Consider the following 17,291-nt stretch of genomic DNA (forward strand, 5'->3'; position numbering starts at 1 on the left):
TTACTGGCCGACGCAGATAATCTTGGTCACGTACTCTTTGGCGTTGGGCTTCTTGTTGTTGGCCCACGCCACCGCCTGATTGGCTTCGTCGATGGTCAACACCGAGGCCTTCTCTTTGGACTTGATGAAGGAGACGCCCTCGAAGACGCCGTCCTTGCTGCGCATGACTTTGGCGAACACGGGCGGCTTGGTCTCGCCGTCGGAGATTTTGTTCTGCTGGATGAGGTAGCGCTGGTCGATCTTTTCCATATATTTCTTTCTGCAAAAGACGAAATATACGCTTCGGAACGACCCGCGTGAAGGGCTATTTAAGCGAAGGCCGGCACGTAGCTGGCCGGTTGCAGCGCCGCTTCGTACAGGATCTCCGCGCGCAGCGAGGCCTGCAGCGATGGAATCGAGCCACCGGCGCGGTACTGGAAGCTCACTTGCAGCACGTCGCCCTCGCGCGCCTTGACCGGATTGGCCAGCGGCAGCGTCATGTAGTGGTTGAGCCAGTCGATGGTGGTCGAACGCTCGGACACCACGGCCAAAATGTTCTTGGTCACGAAGCGCATGGCGTTGATCTCACCATTGCGCTCGACCACGAACTTGCCCTGCCACGCATAGGTCAGGTCGTTGGGCTGGTTGAAGTCGATGATGCTGTACACGGCCGGCTGCGCCAGTTCCACCGTTCCGGGATAAATCACATTGGTTTCCTGGAACTGCACGATGGGCGCGTAGAAGCCCTCGAAATCATATTCCTGCTGCAGCGGCTGGACCGCCATGATCACGGCCTCGGGCAGGAACACCGGCAGCGGGCCGCCGAAGCGTTCGGTATAGCGGCGCTTGAACGACTCGATCACCTCCACCTGCTTCTCGCGCAACATGCCGACGTGGATCATCTCGCAGATGACGACATCGACCGGCTCCGGCGGCAGGTATTCGAAGGCGTCGGCGTGGACCACCTCGACCTTTTCGCCGTTGGGGTTCAGCGCCAGCATCTTGCGCGCTTCCTTGACCATGTCGGGATTGAACTCGACGCAATACACCTTGTCCGCCTTGGCCGCCGCGAACCATGACAGCACGCCGGTGCCGCCGCCCAGCTCCAGCACCTTGGCGCCGGGCTTGACCGCGTAATCGATGGCCGACTTGAAGCCGTGCATGCGGTTTTGGTCCATCAGCATGTTGTGATGGTAGTGGACTGGAATGAATTGCCCCAGATAGCAGCTTTCAATCTCGCGTTCGTTCAGCATGGATATCCTTGGTTGATGAGCATTGCGTCTGGGAGCAATGCATGGGAACCATTATCGTCAACAATGCCGACCGACCAAGCGGGGAACTACGCGCCAAAAACCCGCCAATTCGGGCGTTGTCAATTCTGCATGCGGGTTAGCGCTTTGCCTTCGCGGCCAAGTGGGCTTCGATGGTTTTCGTGATCCAGGGCTTGTCGGCCTTGGTCGCGAACTCGGCGGCGGTCTGGTGGAAGCCGCCGTCTTTCAGGGTCGCGTCGGCGCCCTGCTCCAGCAATAGCTCCACGACCTTTTCCTGGCCCTCGCGCGCGGCGATCATCAGCGGCGTCATGCCGGATGGGGCTTCGGCGTCGATGTAGGCATGGTGCTCCAGCAGGATGCCGGTGATCTCGGTGCTGCCGGCCGCCGCCGCGTAGTGCAAGGCGGTCCAGCCCTTTTGGTTGACTTGCGCGCCGCGCTTGATCATGTCCAGCACGGTGGCCTTGCTTTGACGGAAAGCCGCCATCATCAACGCGGTATTGCCGTTGGGCGCCTTGGCTTCCAGGTCGATGCCGGGCTGATCCATCAGCAAGGTGGCGACGCGATAGGCCTCGTAGCGCATCGCCACAATCAGCGCGGTCTCACCGCCCGGCTCGCGCAGATTGGGGCTCAGTCCGCGTTCCAGCAGCTTTTTAACGCCGGAGACGTTGTCCAGCTGGATGGCGCGGAAGAGGTCGACCTCGTCGTCGGTCTGCTCGACCGCCAGCGCGGGGATCGTCAGGGTGGCGGCAATGGCCGTCAGAAGCAAGCGGCGTTTGGAGAGAATCGACATTAGGAAATCACGCTACCACATTGAATAGTTTGAAGAAATTGGCGGTCGTCTGTTCGGCGACCTGCTCCACCGGGATGCCTTTGAGCTTGGCGATGTACTCGCCGACGTGGGCCACGAAGCCCGGCTCGTTCATCTTGCCGCGATGCGGCATCGGCGCCAGGTAGGGCGAATCCGTCTCGATCAGGATGCGCTCCAGCGGCACTTCCAGCGCCACCGCCTGCAGATCCTTGGCGCTCTTGAAGGTCACGATGCCGGAGAACGAAATGTAGAAACCCATCTCGATGGCCGCGCGCGCCACTTCCAGCGATTCGGTAAAGCAGTGCATCACGCCGGCCACGCCGCCCGCCTCCGTGCCGGCGCCCTCTTCGCGCATGATGCGGATGGTGTCTTCGCTGGCGCTGCGGGTGTGAATAATCAAGGGCTTGCGCGTGATTCTTGATGCTTTGATGTGGGTGCGGAAGCGCTCGCGCTGCCACTCCAGGTCGCCCTGCAGGCGGAAATAATCCAGCCCCGTCTCGCCGATGGCGATGATCTTCGGGTCGTCGGCCAGCGCCACGAGTTGTTCGACGGTCGGTTCGGGCGTGTCCTCGTAATCCGGATGCACGCCGACCGAGGCGTAGATGTGCGGATACTCGTGGGCCAGCGCCAGCACTTGTGGAAAATCCGGCAAATCGACCGACACGCACAGCGCGTGGGTGACCTTGTTGTCGGCCATCTTGGCCAGGATTTCGGGCATGCGAGCAGCCAGCTCGGGGAAATTGATGTGGCAGTGGGAGTCGATAAACATGCCGTGATTGTAACCCAAGCGCGCCTGGCCTAGAATCGGCGTTCCCAATCAATTCAAGAGTCCGCCTGATGTCCATCCGCCTTGCCCTCGCGCTTGCCCTGCCGCTGGCCGCTGCCGCCGCCGAACCGCCTCCCCAGCAATATGCCGACCTTGGCGACGTGCGCCTGGAAAGCGGCGCCGTCATCAAGGACTGCAAGCTCGGCTACCGCACCATCGGCAGCCTGAACGCAGCCCGCTCGAACGCGGTCGTGTTCCTGCCCTGGCATACCGGCAAGAGCGCCGAGGCGGTCTCGCTGCTGGGCCCCAAAGGCTTGTTCAACACCGCCGGCCACTATGTGATCGTGGTCGACGCGATCGGCAACGGCGTGGCCTGCTCGCCGTCCAACAGCGCGGCGCAGCATGGCACGGCCTTCCCGGCCTTCACGGTGCGCGACATGGTGGAATCCGAATACCGCCTGCTGACCGAAAAACTGGGCCTCAAGCACATCCATGCGATGGTCGGCTACTCGATGGGCGCGACCCAGACTTTCCAGTGGATGGTCAGCCATCCCGGCTACATGGACGTGGCCGTTCCGATCGCCGGCACGCCGCGCCAGACTAGCTACGACCTGCTGTTCTGGCGCACCGAGGAAGCCGCCATGCTGGCCGATGCCGACTACGCCAACGGCGAGTACAAGCAGAACCCGAAGCTGCCGCTGTACCACCAGATCTTCTCGCTGAACTTCGACACGCCGGCCTACCGCGCGGCGCAGACCAAACCGGCCGAGGTGGACAAATTCATCGCCGAGACCGTCGCCGACGATCCGGACGCGGCCGACGCCAACGACATGCGCTGGCAAATGCGCGCCTTCCTGACCCAGGATATCGGCGACGACGCCGCCGGCAAGGTCAAGGCGCGCGTCCACATCATCAATCCGCGCCAGGACCTGATCGTCAATCCGGCGCCGGCGCTGGCGTTTGCGGGCCGCATCCGCGCCACGGCCACGGTGCTGGAGGGCGACTGCGGCCATTCGGCGGTGGTCTGCGCGACCGGCCAGATCCGCGCGGCCGTCGACCGCGCGCTGAAATAAGGCTTACCCGACGCGCTTGCCCAGGATGATCAGGTCGCGCTCGATGCCGTCCAGGTTGGCCACCTTGGGCAGGTTGGCCCAGGTCTCGAAGCCGAATTTGGCGAACAGGCCCAGGCTGGGCTTGTTGTGGCCGAAGATAAAGCCCAGCAAGGTATGGACCTGGATGGCCGGCGCATGGGCGATGGCCTGCGCGATGCAGTAGCCGCCGATGCCCTTGCCGCGCCAGGCCTCGGCGATGTAGATGGAAATCTCGGACGTGCCCGAATACGCGGGACGGCCGTAGAAATTCGAGTACGACATCCAGCCCAGCACTTCAGGCTGGCCGACCGTATCGGCTACCTGCTCGATGATCCACAGCGGGCGCCTCTCCGGCGTGTGCTCATGGAACCAGGCCAGGCGCGATTCCACCGACACCGGCTCGGTGTCAGCCGTGACTTCGCGCGAGGCGACGGTGCTGTTGTAGATGGCGACGATGGTGGGCAAATCATCAAGCGTGGCGAGGCGATGGCGGAAAGCTGTGGTCATATCGGGAAGCGGTGAGGGATTAAAGCGTATGCGTGGCGCGCGAGGATCGCAGTGCCGCGCCGAGGATTTCTTCGATGCGCTGACGGGCGCGCTGGCCGCTTTCGTCTTCGGGGAAGTGCACGCCCACGCCCTGCGCCTTGTTGTTGTGCGCGCCGGCCGGCGTGATCCAGGCGACCTTGCCGGCGATCGGGTATTTATTGGTGTCGTCCATCAGCGCCAGGATCAGGTAGATCTCGTCACCGATTTTGTAGGGCTTCTGGGTCGGCACGAACATGCCGCCGTTCTTCAGGAAAGGCATGTAGGCCGCGTACAACGCAGCCTTCTCCTTGATCGCCAGCGACAAGACCGTCGGCCGCGCAACGGGCACGGTGTTCGGATCGAGTGGACTGGCAGCGGACATCTAATTCCCTTCAGGCGCAGCAGGCGGCGTATTCGAGCAACATATCCTCCAGAAACAGCTTGGGCGACAAGGGATGGTCGGCCGTCGCCCGCCGCTCGTTGGCGCCCTTGATGGCCGACAGCAGGCGGCTGACGTGAATCTTGCCGGCCAGGCTGGCCAGTTCCTTCTGGTAGCGTGGATAGTAACGGATGTTACCTGCCAGTTTGTAGGAAAACACATCATAAAGCCAGCGCTGCAACCAAGAAACTTGTGCACTCAACGGCACTTTTTGCAGTTTGTCGGCAACTTTCAACGCGCCTTCGACGCTCGGATGGGCCAGCAGCTGCAACAGCACTTCCAGATCGTCGCGGTTGCCCACTTCGGCCTGGGCCATGGCCGCCAGCGGCGCGCCGCCCTGCTCGCGCAACCAACTGTCGGCGTCCGGCACGCCCTGCGTCTTCAACCAGGCCAGCGCCTCGGCGTGGCTCGGCATCGGCAGCGCGAACTTGCGGCAGCGCGACAGGATGGTCGGCAGCAGCCGGTCCAGGCTGTTGGAGGCCAGCAGGAACACCGTGCCCGGAGGCGGTTCCTCCAACGTCTTCAGCAAGGCGTTGGAGGCCGGCATGTTCAGCGCCTCTGCCGGATACAGCACCACCACCCGCAGCCCCTGGCGGTGGGTGGAAATGTTCATGAAGTCCGCCAGGTTGCGGATCTGCTCGATCTTGATCTCTTTGGACGGCGCCTTGGCCGACTTGGCGGTCTTCTTGGCTTCGCCGTCGCCCTCCTCGCCTTCGACGGGCTCGTCCTCCAGCGCCTCCGGCCGCACGCGGCGGTAGTCCGGGTGGTTTTGCTGGGAGAACCAGCCGCAGGACGCGCACTGGCCGCAAGCGTGGCCGTCCGGCAGCACGGCCTCGCACAGCAGGCCCTGGGCGAAGCGTTCGATGAAGTCGGACTTACCTATCCCGGCGGCGCCATGGAACAGGATAGCGTGCGGCATGCGCTGGCGCAGCAGTTGCAGCTGCTGCCAGGACGACTCCTGCCATGGGTATATCGAATTGCTCATTGTTGTCATGCCAGCAATTGGTCGAGGATGGCCGCGATCTCGACCTGGATGTCGGCGATGGGCTGGGTCGAGTCGATCACACGGAAACGGGCCGGGAATTGCGTCGCGCGGCGCAGGTACTCGTTGCGGGTGGAGGCGAAGAAATCGGCCTTCTCCTGCTCGAACTTGTCCAGCGAACGGGTGGCGTCCAGCCGCGCGCGCGCCACTTCCAGCGGCACGTCGAACAGCAGCGTCAGGTCCGGTTGCAAATGCGGATGCACCCAGTGCTCCAGCGCCTCCAGCTTGGCCAGGTCCATGCCGCGCCCGCCGCCCTGGTAGGCGAAGCTGGCGTCGGTGAAACGGTCGGAAATGGCCCAGGCGCCGCGATGCAGCGCCGGCTCGATCACCTGCGCGATGTGCTCGCGGCGGCTGGCGAACATCAGCAGGGCCTCGGTTTCCAGGTGCATTTTCTCGTGCAGCACCAGCTCGCGCAGCTTTTCGCCCAGCGGCGTGCCGCCCGGCTCACGCGAGCTCACCAGGTCGACGCCGCGCGCCTTGAGATAGTCGCCGACAAAGGCGATGTGGGTCGATTTTCCGGCGCCGTCTATGCCTTCGAAGGTGATGAATTTACCGCGGTGTTGAGTCATGAATTGCCTAAAACTTATCTTTGAAACTTGTTCACCGCCCGGTTATGGTCGGTCAAATTGTCTGAAAACTGGCTGGTGCCGTTGCCCTTGGAGACAAAATACAGCGCCGGCGTCTTGGCCGGGGCCAGCGCGGCCGTCAGCGATTGCACGCCCGGCAAGGCGATCGGGGTCGGCGGCAGGCCGGTGCGCGTGTAGGTATTGTACGGGGTGTCGGTCTCCAGATCCGATTTGTGGATCTTGCCGTCGTATTTGCTGCCCATGCCGTAGATCACGGTCGGGTCGGTCTGCAGCAACATGCCCAGCTTCAGGCGGTTGACGAACACGCCCGCGATCATGCCGCGCTCGGACTTCTGCCCGGTTTCCTTCTCCACGATGGAGGCCATGGTCAGCGCCTCGTACGGCGTCTTGTACGGCAGCGCGGGGTCGCGCTTGTCCCAGGCCTCGTTCAGGCGGCTCAGCAGCATGGCGTGCGCCTGCTTGTAGATCTGCAAATCGCTGGCGCCCTTGGCGAACAGATAGGTATCCGGGAAGAACAGGCCCTCGGGCTGCTTGTACTCGGAGGCGATGGCGTTCATCACTTCCTTGTCCGACATGGCGACCGTATCGTGCTTCAGGCCCTTGTGCGCGGCGATGGCCGCCCGCATCTGGCGGAAGGTCCAGCCTTCGATGATGGTCAGCTGTTCCTGCGCGAACTCGCCGCGCACCAGCTGTTCGATCAGGCGCAGCGGCGTGGTGCCCGGCTTGAGCTCGTAGGTGCCGGCCTTGAGCCTGGCGCTCTTGCCGGTCACGCGCGCGAGCAGGTTGAACAGCACCGGCTCGATGGGCACGCCGGCCTCGGCGATCTGCTGGCCGGCGGCATGGGCGCCGCTGCCGGGCGCGATGTTGAATTCGATGGCTTCGATCTCATCGCCGATGATCGGATGCTGCGACCAGTACATGAAATAAGCGCCGCCGGCGATCGCCAGCAAGATGCACAGGGTGATGATTTTTTTAATAAAAGCCATTGTTAAAGCCGTAGGGTTGGAACAAGTCGCACAGCTTGCCACTTCTTGGCACAGTCCGCCAGTGCCACGTTTTACGCGGCATCCGACGCGATCCGTCCGACATCACTATAATGAGCCCGTAATGATAATGCTTTAATCGTCAAATTATTGGAAATTATGTCTTCTTGGAATGAACTTTTAGCACAGCAAGCCCAGGCGCTGACCACCACGCAGCTGGCCGTGGGCTTTGTCGCCCCGCTTGGCGACCAGGGCCTGATCGCGCTGGACGGCGAGGAATCCGCCAGTTTCCTGCACAATCAGCTGACCAACGACGTCGAGCACCTGGGCCTGGGCGAAGTCCGGCTGGCCGGGTATTGTTCGCCGAAGGGCCGCCTGCTGGCCTCGTTCCTGATGTGGCGTAACGAAACCACCATCTTCCTGCAACTGCCGCGTGAGATCCAGGCGCCGGTCCAGAAGCGCCTGGGCATGTTCGTGCTGCGCGCCAAGACCAAGCTCAGCGACGCCACCGAACTGCCGGCCAGCCAGGTCGCGCTCGGCCTGGGCGGCGGCATGGCCGAAGAGGCGCTGCAAAACTGGTTCGACCCGCTGCCGGCCAAACCGTTCACCAAGGTCGACCATCCACTGGGCACGCTGATCCGCGTGGCCGACGTGTTCGGCGCGCCGCGCTACCAGTGGCTGATGTCGGCCGAGGTGGCCCAGACGGTGGTGCCGGAACTGGCCGCCAAGCTGTCGGTGGGCCGCACCGACGCCTGGCACCTGTCCGAAATCCATGCCGGCATCCCGCAGATCACCAAGGCCACGCAGGAACAGTTCGTGCCGCAGATGATCAACTTCGAGCTGCTGGGCGGTGTCAACTTCAAGAAGGGCTGCTACCCCGGGCAAGAAATCGTCGCCCGCAGCCAGTACCTGGGCAAGCTCAAGCGGCGCACCACCCTGGTCAGCATCGCCGACGCGGCCGCCGCGGCCGGCGTGGAAGTGTTCGCCACGGCCGATCCCGAACAGCCGTGCGGCATGATCGTCAACGCCGCGCCCAACGGCAAGGGCGGCATCGACGCGCTGGTGGAAATGAAACTGGCCGCCATCGAGGCGGCCTCGGTCCGCCTCGGCTCGGCCGACGGCGTGCCGCTCACCTTCCTCGACATGCCCTACGTGCTGGACCCACTCGACCTCTAGCATGGACTTCTACATTTACTATCAGGTCAAGGATGCCGACGCGGCGTCCTTGCTGGCGGCGGTCGTCCCGATGCAGGCCGCGCTGGGCGAACGGCACGCCGTCGCATGCCAGCTCAAGCGCCGCCCCGAAGTCAAGGACGGCATGCAGACATGGATGGAAGTCTACGCCGCCACGCCGGCCGGATTCTCCGCCGCGCTGAACGCCGCCGTCGACCAGGCCGGCCTGGCCGCCTGGACCGCCGGCCCGCGCCACACCGAAGTCTTTACGGATCTAATCCCATGTGCCTGATCGTTTTTGCCTGGCGGGTGATCCCGGCCGTGCCGCTGGTGGCCGCCGCCAACCGCGATGAGTACTACCAGCGCGCCACCGCGCCGGCGGCGCCGTGGCCCGAGCATCCGCAGATCTTCGCCGGCCGCGACCTGCAGGCCGGCGGCAGCTGGATGGGCATCGCCCAGCCGGCCGAGGGTTGCAAGGCTTCGCGCTTCGCCGCCATCACCAACATCCGCGCGCCGTCCGAGCACCGCGACGACGCGCCCTCCCGCGGCCGCCTGGTGGCCGACTTCCTGGCCGGCTGCATGACGCCGCAGGAATACGTCGACGCCATCCGCGCCGACGCGGGCGCCTACAACGGCTTCAACCTGGTGCTGAGCGACGGCGACACGTTGATCTGGTTCTCCAACCGTGGCGACGCCGATCCGCGCAACGGCAAGCCGCTGGAACCGGGCGTGTACGGCCTGTCGAACGCGCTGCTCGATGCGCCGTGGCCCAAGGTGCTCAAGACCAAGGCCCAGTTCGCAAGCCTGCTGTGCCTGGGCGCGCCGGACGACGCCTACTTCGAAATGCTGGCCGACACCACGCCCGCGCCGGACCAGCGCCTGCCCGACACCGGCGTGCCGCTGGACCTGGAGCGCATGCTGTCGGCGGTACGCATCGAAAGCCCGGGCTACGGCACGCGCACCTCGACCGTGGTCAAGCTGTACGCGGAGGCTCCGGCCACGCTGCAGGAGATGCTGATCCACTAGGCCGGCGGCCGGCCGCTGGCGACCTTACAGTTGCTTCATGTGGGCGATCAGCTGGTCGAGCGCCTTGCCCCAACCCTCCTTGAAACCCATCTGCTTGTGCGCCTCGACGGTGGCCTCGTCCTTGTGGCGGGCGCAGGCGATGTAGCGGGTGCCGCCGTTGGGCAGCGGCTCCATCGACACCACGGCGGTGATGAAGGCGTTGCCGGTCGGGCGATAGCCGGGCCCCAGCGCGTCGGTCCAGGTCAGGCGGCGATTTTCCACCACCTCCAGGTAGCAGCCGCGATTGTCGTGGCGCTCGCCGTTCGGACCCGCCATCACGGAGCTAAACAGGCCGCCGGGCCACAGGTCGCAATGCGCTTCCAGCGTCTTCCACGGCGACGGCGTGAACCAATGCACCAGATGTTCCGGCTTGGTCCACGCGGCCCACACCAGTTCCGGCGCGATATCGATATCGCGTTCAAACACCAGGTCCAGCTTGGGATCGAAATTCTCGACGATGTGCGTCATGCTTGTGCTCCTCAAAAGGTGTACCGCATATTGATGTGCGCGATGCCGGCCTCGAAAAATTCGTCGCCGTCGATGGCGAAGCCGTGGCGCTCATAGAACGGCGCGGCGTGCGATTGCGCGCTCAGCACCACTTGCGTGTCGCCCCGGGCACGGGCCTGCGCCATCAGCACTTGCAGCAAGGCGCCGCCGACGCCGCTGCCGCGCGCGGACCGGCGCACCGCCATGCGGCCGATGTGGCCGTCCGGCAGCAGGCGCCCGGTGCCGACCGGCGTGCCGTCCGCGTCGTAGGCCACCGCGTGCAGGCAGACCGCGTCCATGTGGTCCATCTCCAGCTCGGCGGGGACTTTCTGTTCTTCGACGAAGACTTCAAAGCGTATCAGCTTTGCGTCGGCGTTGAGGGTGGTCCAGTCTCCGGTGCGGATGTCGTGTTTGGCGGTGAGGGTCATCGGCTTGCTTGGCTAGTTGCGGAAGGCGTGATTGTCGCATGCGGCGCCGTCGTGCGGCGCTTCCACGCCTGGAAGATGCGCTCCGCCTGCGCCTCCGCATCGGCCCGCTGCTGGGCGCTGATGCTCTTGATCCAGCCTTCGAACACCTCTTTCGGGTAGGGCCCTTCTGTGGAATTGATGGCGCCAACTATTTTGTTGAACGCAAGCTGTTCCATGTAGAGCTCGGGCGCGCCCACCGCCACGCCCAACTCGAGGTGGCCGGAGGTATTCAGCGTCAAGGCGTCGAGATAGCCCTGGGCGATGCTGTCGTCCAGTCGCTTCAGCGCAACGCGGCGCCACTCGATCACGGCGGGATCGTCCGGACGCTCCTTCAGCGCGTGGCGGTCGCCTTGCGGGCCGGCGTAGATGTAGCGCGCCAAAGCCCCGGCCTCGTGCTGATTGACGGCGTACTCCAGCAGCTGAAAACGATCCAGCCTGGTCCTGCCGGTCAAGCCGGCGCATTCCCGGCGCAGCGCTTGCAACGCTTTCTCGTCGGCCTTGTGCGCAAGGAGCTGGACTTGCATACCGCCATTCTCCCGGGTGATCTTCAGGTCCGTGCTGTCGACAAGTTCCTTGTCGTTCTCCAGGGTCAGGCACTCGTCGATCTTGTTGAAGGCGGCAAGGGACTTCTCGGGATCGCCCGCGGCGTCGCGCACCATTTCCTCGACCGACGCTTCGACTGGCGCGTCGGGCGCGGCATGGCCCGTCGGCGCCTTGGTCTCCCGCAATGCTGCGCCACGCTGCTGGGCGGTGGATGGCAAGCTGGAAGACGGGGCGGCCTGGACGGGAGGCCGGGTCAACAAATCGACGCCCTTCCAGACGAGTGCGGACGCAACAATCAATGACAGCAAAAAATACAGTCTTCTGGCGGATATCATGAGAGGCGGGAGAATTGACCAAGCATGACATTAACATAACGCAGCCGCCGCAAAATACACACTTAATTACCGGACGTCGAAACAATCCATATCGAATACGGCAACGCCTTCGGCTCCCTCGGCAACCCGCGCAACCACGGTCCCTTGCGGGTTGACGATGCAGGTGCAACCGAAACTGATCTGCTCACCGGCCGTTCCCACGACATCCGATGAGGCGACCCAGCAGCCCGTTTCTGCCGCCCGCCGCCGCAAGTTCTCCACACTTTTGGAGCGCCACTTTTCGGCGGTCGCCGCCGCCAGCATATTGTTGAGAGGGTAGCAAATCAGCCGCGCGCCCTGCCCGCTCAGGCGTTGCGCGCTCTCGGGGAAATTCGCGTCGTAGCAGATGTTGATGCCGAAAACCACGCCGGATTTCCGGAACACCGGCGCATCGCGGCCAGGCAGGAAATCGCGTTCGTTCGGATGGTTTTTGGAGTAGACGCCCTTGATCAGGCCATCGCCGATCACCGCCGCCGAATTGTAGTAGCCGTCCGCGCGCCGCTCGATAAAGCCCAGGACCATCTCCACCCCGGACTTTGGCAACGCCGACAGAAGCTCGGCAAACGGCGGCCCGTCGACCGCCATCGCCCTGCGGGCGATCCCCGGGAGGTCGGTCGCGTAGCCTTGCACATAGCCTTCCGGAAAGAGCGCCAGGTCGACACCCTCCCCTTCACACCACGCGATGTCTTCGCTGACGCGGGCGGCAACCTGCGCAACGTCGTCAAAGACCGGCTTGCGCTGGAAGGCCGCGACGCGGAACTTCCGCAAGATCAGCCCAGCTTCATCTTTGCCCGCAACGCCTCGCGCACATGCGGCGTGGCGGCGTACGGATCGCCGGGATTCGCGCCGGCGACGATGTGCTCCATGCGTTCCTGCACGCCGGCCAATGCGCCCGGATGCGAGTAGATGTAGAAGTCGCCGCAGGCGATGGCCTTGAACGTCATCTCGGCCACATCCTGCGCCGACACCTTGCCCGACGAAACCGCCTTGTCCGTCATGGCCTGGGCCGCCAGCTGGCTGGCGGTCGGGCCCTGCGTCATGCGTACGTCCTCGGGACGGTTGCGGTGCGACTGGCTGATCCCGGTCGGCACGAAATACGGACACAGCACCGACGCCCCGATCGGCGCGCCGACCAGTTGCAGATCCTGGTACAAGGTCTCGGACAGCGCCACCACCGCGTGCTTGGAGACGTTGTACACACCCATCGCCGGCGCGTTCAGCAGGCCCGCCATCGACGCCGTGTTGACGATGTGTCCCTCGAACGAAGGGTCGCCCTTGGCCGACTCCAGCATCAGCTTGGTGAAGATGCGTACGCCGTGGATCACGCCCCACACGTTCACGCCCATCACCCATTCCCAATCGGCCTCGGTGTTTTCCCAGACCAGCCCGCCGGAACCGACGCCGGCGTTGTTGAACACCAGGTGCACGGCGCCGAATTCGGCGATGGCCGCGTCGGCCAGCGCCTGCACCTGCTCGCCCTTGCGGACGTCGCACAGGCGCGCGACGACGGCGGCGCCCTGCGACCTGAGCGCGTCGGCCGCGCGTTCCAGCGCATCGGCCTGGACATCGGCCAGCACCAGCTTCATGCCTTCGCGCGCCGCCACGTTGGCGAATTCGCGCCCCAAACCGCTTGCGCCGCCGGTGATGACGACGACCTTGTCCCTGAATGTTTTCATTGGATGAGCTTGACCAGTTGTTTGCCGAAGTTATGCCCTTGCAGCAGGCCCATGAACGCTTGCGGCGCGGCCGCGAGGCCGTCCGCTACCGTTTCTCGGTATTTGATCTGATGATTGGCGACCAGCGCGGCCAGCTCCTGCAAGCCCTGCTGCCAGAATTCCATGTGCTCGGTGACGATGAAGCCGCGCAGCGTCAAGCGGTTGAGCAGCAGCAGGCGCGAATGCTTGATCGGCAGTTCCTTGCCGTCGAAGCCGGCGATCAGCCCGCACAGCGCCACGCGGGCGTAGGCGTTGGTGCGCGCCAGCGCGGCGTCGAGGCAGGCGCCGCCGACGTTTTCAAAGATGGCGTCGACACCTTCCGGCGTGGCCGCAGCCAGATCGGCCTCCAGGTTGCCGGCCTTGTGGTCGACACAGGCGTCGAAGCCCAGCTGCTTGACCACATACTCGCACTTCTCGGGCCCGCCGGCGATGCCGACCACGCGGCAGCCGCGCAGCCTGGCCAGCTGCCCGGCCACGCCGCCGACCGCGCCGCTGGCCGCCGACACCACCACCGTGTCGCCGGCCGCCGCCTCCAGGATCTGGTTGAAGCCGTACCACGCCGCCATGCCCGGCATGCCGACCACGCCGAGGTAGGCCGGCAAGGGAATCCGCGTGGTGTCCAGCTTGCGCAGCAACACGCCATCGGACACGCCCATCTCGGCCCAGCCCAGCATGCCGCCGACGAATTCGCCGACCTTGAAGTAGTCGTTGCGCGAGGCCACCACCTGGCCGACCGTGCCGCCTATCATCGTATGGTCCAGCTGCTGCGAGACGGCGTAGCTCTTGGCCGAGCTCATGCGCCCGCGCATGTACGGGTCCAGCGACAGGTAGTGGTTGCGCACCAGGACTTCGCCGTCCTCCAGCGGACGCACCTCGACCGACTCCATCCTGAAATTCTCCGCCGCCACCGGCCCGCGCGGACGCGAGGCCATGACGATGCGGCGGAATGTCTTGGGGATCTCCAACGTCATCGTCACACCGCCGACACGCCGCCGTCCACCGCCAGGATCTGGCCGGTGATGTGCTTGCCCGCGTCGGAGGCGAACAGCACCGCCGCGCCTTTCAGGTCCTCGTCATCGCCCAGGCGGCCCAACGGCGCGTCCTTGGACAGTTCGTCCGGTCCCAGTTTCTCCAGTAGGCCGTTGGTCATCTTCGAAGGGAAGAAGCCCGGCGCCAGCGCGTTGACGGTGATGCCGTGGCGGCCCCACTCGCCCGCCAAGGTGCGCGTGAAGTTGACCAGCGCGCCCTTCGAGGTGTTGTAGGCGATGGTCTGCATGGTGCCCGGCGGATTGCCGGCCAGGCCGGCGATCGAGGCGATGTTGATGATGCGGCCGTAGCCGCGCGGGATCATCGAGCGCTTGCCCACCAGCTGCGACACCACGAAGATGCTGCGGATGTTCAGGTTCATCACCTTGTCCCAGGCTTCGACCGGATGGTCCTCGGCCGGCGCGCCCCAGCTGGCGCCGGCGTTGTTGATCAGGATGTCGATGTGGCCGAGGTGGGCCAGCGCGGCCGTGACCAGCGCGTCCGCGTGGGCATCCTGCGAGAGGTCGGCGGCGACCGCATGGGCGTCGATGCCGTGGCCGCTCAGGAAGGCCACCGCCTCGTCCAGGTCCGCCTGCTTGCGCGACGAGATGACGACCTTGGCGCCCTGCTCGCCCAGCGCCAGCGCCATCTGCAGGCCCAGTCCGCGCGAGCCGCCGGTGATCAGCGCGGTCTTGCCGGCCAGGGAAAATAGTTCTTGGGTTGTACGCATATTGGTGTCCTTAGATTTCGTAGTCCATGCACTGGCGCGCCTCGCGCACGGCGGCGAAGAACGGCTTGATCGCCACATGGTCGGGATGGTTCTGGTATTCGTCCAGCGCGGCCTTGTCGGTGAACTCGGAGTACAGCATCACGTCATAGGTCGCCTCCAGGCCGGGCTGGGCCACCACGGCCTCCAGCTTCAGCAGGCCGGGCACCAGGCCGATGCAGCCTTCCAGCAGCGTCTTCATCCTGGCCGCGTTGGCGGCGCGGTCGGCGCCCTCGGCATGGTCCTTCAATTTCCACATTACGATGTGCTTGATCATCTTGTCTCGCTTGTTTAGAACCACGCGTCGCGCATGTCGAGCGTGGTGGTGTCTATGCTGGCCAGCAGTTCCAGCTGCTGTTCGACCTTCGGCAATTCCCAGCGGAAGAAATAGCGGCAGGCCTGCAGCTTGCCGCGATAGAAGTCGGCGTCGCCGCCATCCAGCGCGGCGGCCGCCAGCAAGGCCTGCTGCAACCAGATCCAGGCGACCACCACGTGGCCGACCGCTTCCAGGTACAGGCTGGCGTTGGCCAGGGTTTTGTTCATGTCGCCGGCAGCATACAGCTTTTGCGTGACGACTTCCACTGCTTGCCAGGCCGCGTCCAGCGCATCGGCGTGCGCCAGCAGCTCCTGGCCGATCTCCGCCATCCCGGCCGGCACCCCATCCGGCGCGCCGACGCTGCCGCGCACCTTGCGCACCGTCTTGCGCAGCTCGGCGCCGAAGGCCTTGAACAAGGCGCCGTCCTGCATGCTGGCCTTGCGGCCCAGCAGGTCCAAGCCGTGGATGCCATGCGTGCCTTCATGGATGGCGTTGAGCCGGTTGTCGCGATAGAACTGCTCGACGTTGTACTCGCGCGTGTAGCCGTAGCCGCCATGCACCTGGATCGCCAGGCTGTTGGCCTCCACGCACCACTGCGACGGCCAGGACTTGGTGATCGGCGTCAGGAAGTCCAGCAGGCGGCCGGCGTGCTCGCGCGCCTCCGGCGTTTCGGCGCTGTTCTGCTCGTCGACCAGGCGGGCGCTGTACAGCACCAGGCCCAGGCCGCCCTCCACGTAGGCCTTCTGCGCCAGCAGCATGCGCCGCACGTCGGTGTGTTCAATAATAGGCAACTGCGGCTGGGCCGGGTCTTTCTGCGCCGGATGGCGGCCCTGCGGGCGGTTGCGGGCGTAGTCCAGCGCGTGCAGGTAGCCGGTGTAGCCCAGCACGGCCGCGCCCAGGCCGACCGCGATGCGCGCTTCGTTCATCATGTGGAACATATTGGCCAGGCCCTGGTGCGGCTGGCCGACCAGGTAGCCGATGGCGCCGCCCTTGCCCTGCGGCTGGAACTTGCCCTCGCCGAAGTTGAGCAGGCAGTTGCTGGTGCCCCGGTTGCCCATCTTGTGGTTCAGGCCGGCCAGCACGACGTCGTTGCGCTCGCCACGGCTGCCGTCGTCGTTGACCAGGTACTTGGGCACGATGAACAGCGAAATGCCTTTGACGCCGGGGATCAGCTTGCCGTCCGGGCCGGGGATCTTGGCCAGCACCAGGTGGACGATGTTGTCCGACAGCTCGTGCTCGCCGGCCGAGATCCACATCTTGTTGCCGCTCAGGCGGAACTGGCGCTCGCCTTCCGGGCCGGGCTGCGGATCGGGCACGGCGCGGCTGGTGATGTCGGACAGGCTGGAGCCGGCCTGCGGCTCCGACAAACACATGGTGCCGAAGTAGCGGCCGGCGAACATCGGCTCGGCGTAGCGGCGCACCTGTTCCGGCGTGCCGCTCTTGAGCAGGGTGTTGGCGCCGCTCATGGTCAGGAAGGTGTAGGCGCTGGTGGCGACGTTGGCCGCCGTGAAGTACGCGGACAAGGCCTTCTGCACCACCACCGGCAGTTGCATGCCGCCGTGCTCGTAGTCCTGTCCGGCCGCCATCAGGCCGGCGGCCGAATAGGCGTCGAGCGCAGTCTTCACCTCCGGAATGTGCTCGACGCGCAGGCAGCCATCGCCCGGCACGGCGTGCGCCTCCTCGCTGTCGCCCTTCTTGTTGTGCGGCGCGAACAGCTCGGTGGCGAGCTGCTCGGCCGTGTCGATGGCGGCATCGAAGGTTTCGCGGTTGTGATCGCTGAAGCGGGCGCGCCGGGTCAGCGCCTCCGCGTCCAGCCACTCGTACAGCATGAAGCCAAGGTCGCGGCGCGACAACAGTAGGGACCGCATG

General features: G+C 65.0%; 22 protein-coding genes. 4 read left to right on the forward strand and 18 right to left on the reverse strand.

The genetic code is table 11. The features are described from left to right. The 4 genes from HUX88_RS14170 to HUX88_RS14185 all read right to left on the reverse strand — a co-directional run bounded on the left by HUX88_RS14170 (window position 1) and on the right by HUX88_RS14185 (window position 2,827). Entirely contained in the window at window positions 1-249 is a 249-nt protein-coding gene (locus HUX88_RS14170) for a hypothetical protein (RefSeq protein ID WP_117010742.1), read from the reverse strand. A 59-nt stretch (window positions 250-308) separates the two neighbouring features. Further along, window positions 309-1,232 (reverse strand): methyltransferase domain-containing protein, encoded by a 924-nt coding sequence (locus HUX88_RS14175; protein WP_117010744.1) that lies wholly within the window; start codon window positions 1,230-1,232, stop codon window positions 309-311. Window positions 1,233-1,368: 136 nt separating this feature from the next. Then, on the reverse strand, window positions 1,369-2,040 hold the full coding sequence (locus HUX88_RS14180) for an ankyrin repeat domain-containing protein (RefSeq protein ID WP_117010746.1): 672 nt from the start codon (window positions 2,038-2,040) through the stop codon (window positions 1,369-1,371). 7 nt (window positions 2,041-2,047) lie between these two features. Beyond that, window positions 2,048-2,827 (reverse strand): TatD family hydrolase, encoded by a 780-nt coding sequence (locus tag HUX88_RS14185; protein ID WP_117011464.1) that lies wholly within the window; start codon window positions 2,825-2,827, stop codon window positions 2,048-2,050. 68 nt (window positions 2,828-2,895) lie between these two features. Here HUX88_RS14185 and HUX88_RS14190 point away from each other — a divergent pair, with 68 nt between their 5' ends. After that, window positions 2,896-3,897, forward strand: coding sequence for an alpha/beta fold hydrolase (locus HUX88_RS14190; protein WP_176362195.1), 1,002 nt, complete (start codon window positions 2,896-2,898; stop codon window positions 3,895-3,897). 3 nt (window positions 3,898-3,900) lie between these two features. Here HUX88_RS14190 and HUX88_RS14195 read toward each other — a convergent pair whose 3' ends face one another. From HUX88_RS14195 to mltG, 5 genes are read right to left on the reverse strand one after another with little or no spacing between them, the layout of a single operon-like run. Continuing rightward, the gene (locus HUX88_RS14195) at window positions 3,901-4,422 is read right to left on the reverse strand and encodes a GNAT family N-acetyltransferase (RefSeq protein WP_176362196.1); all 522 of its coding nucleotides are present in this window, start codon (window positions 4,420-4,422) and stop codon (window positions 3,901-3,903) included. 19 nt (window positions 4,423-4,441) lie between these two features. Beyond that, on the reverse strand, window positions 4,442-4,822 hold the full coding sequence (locus HUX88_RS14200; RefSeq protein ID WP_176362197.1) for a PilZ domain-containing protein: 381 nt from the start codon (window positions 4,820-4,822) through the stop codon (window positions 4,442-4,444). A gap of 10 nt (window positions 4,823-4,832) precedes the next feature. Then, window positions 4,833-5,864 (reverse strand): DNA polymerase III subunit delta', encoded by a 1,032-nt coding sequence (locus HUX88_RS14205; RefSeq protein ID WP_176362198.1) that lies wholly within the window; start codon window positions 5,862-5,864, stop codon window positions 4,833-4,835. A 5-nt stretch (window positions 5,865-5,869) separates the two neighbouring features. Further along, the gene (gene tmk / locus HUX88_RS14210) at window positions 5,870-6,490 is read right to left on the reverse strand and encodes a dTMP kinase (RefSeq protein WP_176362199.1); all 621 of its coding nucleotides are present in this window, start codon (window positions 6,488-6,490) and stop codon (window positions 5,870-5,872) included. 14 nt (window positions 6,491-6,504) lie between these two features. Continuing rightward, entirely contained in the window at window positions 6,505-7,494 is a 990-nt protein-coding gene (gene mltG, locus HUX88_RS14215) for an endolytic transglycosylase MltG (protein WP_176362200.1), read from the reverse strand. 156 nt (window positions 7,495-7,650) lie between these two features. Here mltG and HUX88_RS14220 point away from each other — a divergent pair, with 156 nt between their 5' ends. From HUX88_RS14220 to HUX88_RS14230, 3 genes are read left to right on the forward strand one after another with little or no spacing between them, the layout of a single operon-like run. Further along, a complete protein-coding gene (locus HUX88_RS14220) occupies window positions 7,651-8,667 on the forward strand; it encodes a folate-binding protein YgfZ (RefSeq protein ID WP_117010757.1) in 1,017 nt (338 codons plus the stop codon). A gap of 1 nt (window position 8,668) precedes the next feature. Then, window positions 8,669-8,956 (forward strand): DUF4936 family protein, encoded by a 288-nt coding sequence (locus tag HUX88_RS14225; protein WP_117010758.1) that lies wholly within the window; start codon window positions 8,669-8,671, stop codon window positions 8,954-8,956. Beyond that, the gene (locus HUX88_RS14230; RefSeq protein WP_176362201.1) at window positions 8,947-9,690 is read left to right on the forward strand and encodes an NRDE family protein; all 744 of its coding nucleotides are present in this window, start codon (window positions 8,947-8,949) and stop codon (window positions 9,688-9,690) included. Before HUX88_RS14225 ends, HUX88_RS14230 begins: the two co-directional genes overlap by 10 nt. A 24-nt stretch (window positions 9,691-9,714) precedes the next feature. Here HUX88_RS14230 and HUX88_RS14235 read toward each other — a convergent pair whose 3' ends face one another. The 9 genes from HUX88_RS14235 to HUX88_RS14275 all read right to left on the reverse strand — a co-directional run bounded on the left by HUX88_RS14235 (window position 9,715) and on the right by HUX88_RS14275 (window position 17,290). Beyond that, window positions 9,715-10,197, reverse strand: a complete 483-nt coding sequence (locus HUX88_RS14235; RefSeq protein ID WP_117010762.1) for an SRPBCC family protein — start codon at window positions 10,195-10,197, stop codon at window positions 9,715-9,717. Between the two features lie 11 nt (window positions 10,198-10,208). Then, window positions 10,209-10,643 (reverse strand): GNAT family N-acetyltransferase, encoded by a 435-nt coding sequence (locus HUX88_RS14240; RefSeq protein ID WP_176362202.1) that lies wholly within the window; start codon window positions 10,641-10,643, stop codon window positions 10,209-10,211. After that, a complete protein-coding gene (locus tag HUX88_RS14245) occupies window positions 10,640-11,560 on the reverse strand; it encodes a hypothetical protein (protein ID WP_217916331.1) in 921 nt (306 codons plus the stop codon). The genes HUX88_RS14240 and HUX88_RS14245 overlap by 4 nt, the downstream gene beginning before the upstream one ends. 66 nt (window positions 11,561-11,626) lie before the next feature. Continuing rightward, entirely contained in the window at window positions 11,627-12,367 is a 741-nt protein-coding gene (locus HUX88_RS14250) for a carbon-nitrogen hydrolase family protein (RefSeq protein ID WP_176362204.1), read from the reverse strand. Between the two features lie 2 nt (window positions 12,368-12,369). Beyond that, on the reverse strand, window positions 12,370-13,275 hold the full coding sequence (locus HUX88_RS14255; RefSeq protein WP_117010769.1) for an SDR family oxidoreductase: 906 nt from the start codon (window positions 13,273-13,275) through the stop codon (window positions 12,370-12,372). Next, on the reverse strand, window positions 13,272-14,273 hold the full coding sequence (locus tag HUX88_RS14260; RefSeq protein ID WP_117011466.1) for an NADP-dependent oxidoreductase: 1,002 nt from the start codon (window positions 14,271-14,273) through the stop codon (window positions 13,272-13,274). The genes HUX88_RS14255 and HUX88_RS14260 overlap by 4 nt, the downstream gene beginning before the upstream one ends. Window positions 14,274-14,287: 14 nt before the next feature. Continuing rightward, window positions 14,288-15,070 carry an SDR family oxidoreductase gene (locus tag HUX88_RS14265; RefSeq protein WP_176362205.1) on the reverse strand — a complete coding sequence of 261 codons (783 nt, stop codon included), beginning with the start codon at window positions 15,068-15,070 and terminating at the stop codon, window positions 14,288-14,290. Window positions 15,071-15,080: 10 nt separating this feature from the next. Next, entirely contained in the window at window positions 15,081-15,383 is a 303-nt protein-coding gene (locus HUX88_RS14270) for a Dabb family protein (protein ID WP_117010773.1), read from the reverse strand. Between the two features lie 14 nt (window positions 15,384-15,397). After that, window positions 15,398-17,290, reverse strand: a complete 1,893-nt coding sequence (locus HUX88_RS14275; RefSeq protein WP_176362206.1) for an acyl-CoA dehydrogenase — start codon at window positions 17,288-17,290, stop codon at window positions 15,398-15,400. Window position 17,291 lies beyond the last annotated feature (1 nt).

This window comes from Duganella sp. BJB1802, from assembly GCF_013369445.1.
Lineage (GTDB): Bacteria > Pseudomonadota > Gammaproteobacteria > Burkholderiales > Burkholderiaceae_D > Rugamonas > Rugamonas vulcania_A.

Excerpts from the sequence above, each read along its gene's own strand:
- HUX88_RS14270 (WP_117010773.1), bottom strand. The coding sequence starts at position 15,383 with ATGATCAAGCACATCGTAATGTGGAAATTGAAGGACCATGCCGAGGGC.
- HUX88_RS14245 (WP_217916331.1), bottom strand. The coding sequence starts at position 11,560 with ATGATATCCGCCAGAAGACTGTATTTTTTGCTGTCATTGATTGTTGCG.
- HUX88_RS14195 (WP_176362196.1), bottom strand. The coding sequence starts at position 4,422 with ATGACCACAGCTTTCCGCCATCGCCTCGCCACGCTTGATGATTTGCCC.
- HUX88_RS14185 (WP_117011464.1), bottom strand. The coding sequence starts at position 2,827 with ATGTTTATCGACTCCCACTGCCACATCAATTTCCCCGAGCTGGCTGCT.
- HUX88_RS14190 (WP_176362195.1), top strand. The coding sequence starts at position 2,896 with ATGTCCATCCGCCTTGCCCTCGCGCTTGCCCTGCCGCTGGCCGCTGCC.
- HUX88_RS14240 (WP_176362202.1), bottom strand. The coding sequence starts at position 10,643 with ATGACCCTCACCGCCAAACACGACATCCGCACCGGAGACTGGACCACC.
- HUX88_RS14235 (WP_117010762.1), bottom strand. The coding sequence starts at position 10,197 with ATGACGCACATCGTCGAGAATTTCGATCCCAAGCTGGACCTGGTGTTT.
- HUX88_RS14220 (WP_117010757.1), top strand. The coding sequence starts at position 7,651 with ATGTCTTCTTGGAATGAACTTTTAGCACAGCAAGCCCAGGCGCTGACC.
- HUX88_RS14175 (WP_117010744.1), bottom strand. The coding sequence starts at position 1,232 with ATGCTGAACGAACGCGAGATTGAAAGCTGCTATCTGGGGCAATTCATT.
- HUX88_RS14200 (WP_176362197.1), bottom strand. The coding sequence starts at position 4,822 with ATGTCCGCTGCCAGTCCACTCGATCCGAACACCGTGCCCGTTGCGCGG.
- HUX88_RS14275 (WP_176362206.1), bottom strand. The coding sequence starts at position 17,290 with ATGCGGTCCCTACTGTTGTCGCGCCGCGACCTTGGCTTCATGCTGTAC.
- HUX88_RS14230 (WP_176362201.1), top strand. The coding sequence starts at position 8,947 with ATGTGCCTGATCGTTTTTGCCTGGCGGGTGATCCCGGCCGTGCCGCTG.
- tmk (WP_176362199.1), bottom strand. The coding sequence starts at position 6,490 with ATGACTCAACACCGCGGTAAATTCATCACCTTCGAAGGCATAGACGGC.
- HUX88_RS14205 (WP_176362198.1), bottom strand. The coding sequence starts at position 5,864 with ATGAGCAATTCGATATACCCATGGCAGGAGTCGTCCTGGCAGCAGCTG.
- mltG (WP_176362200.1), bottom strand. The coding sequence starts at position 7,494 with ATGGCTTTTATTAAAAAAATCATCACCCTGTGCATCTTGCTGGCGATC.
- HUX88_RS14255 (WP_117010769.1), bottom strand. The coding sequence starts at position 13,275 with ATGAAAACATTCAGGGACAAGGTCGTCGTCATCACCGGCGGCGCAAGC.
- HUX88_RS14170 (WP_117010742.1), bottom strand. The coding sequence starts at position 249 with ATGGAAAAGATCGACCAGCGCTACCTCATCCAGCAGAACAAAATCTCC.
- HUX88_RS14265 (WP_176362205.1), bottom strand. The coding sequence starts at position 15,070 with ATGCGTACAACCCAAGAACTATTTTCCCTGGCCGGCAAGACCGCGCTG.
- HUX88_RS14225 (WP_117010758.1), top strand. The coding sequence starts at position 8,669 with ATGGACTTCTACATTTACTATCAGGTCAAGGATGCCGACGCGGCGTCC.
- HUX88_RS14180 (WP_117010746.1), bottom strand. The coding sequence starts at position 2,040 with ATGTCGATTCTCTCCAAACGCCGCTTGCTTCTGACGGCCATTGCCGCC.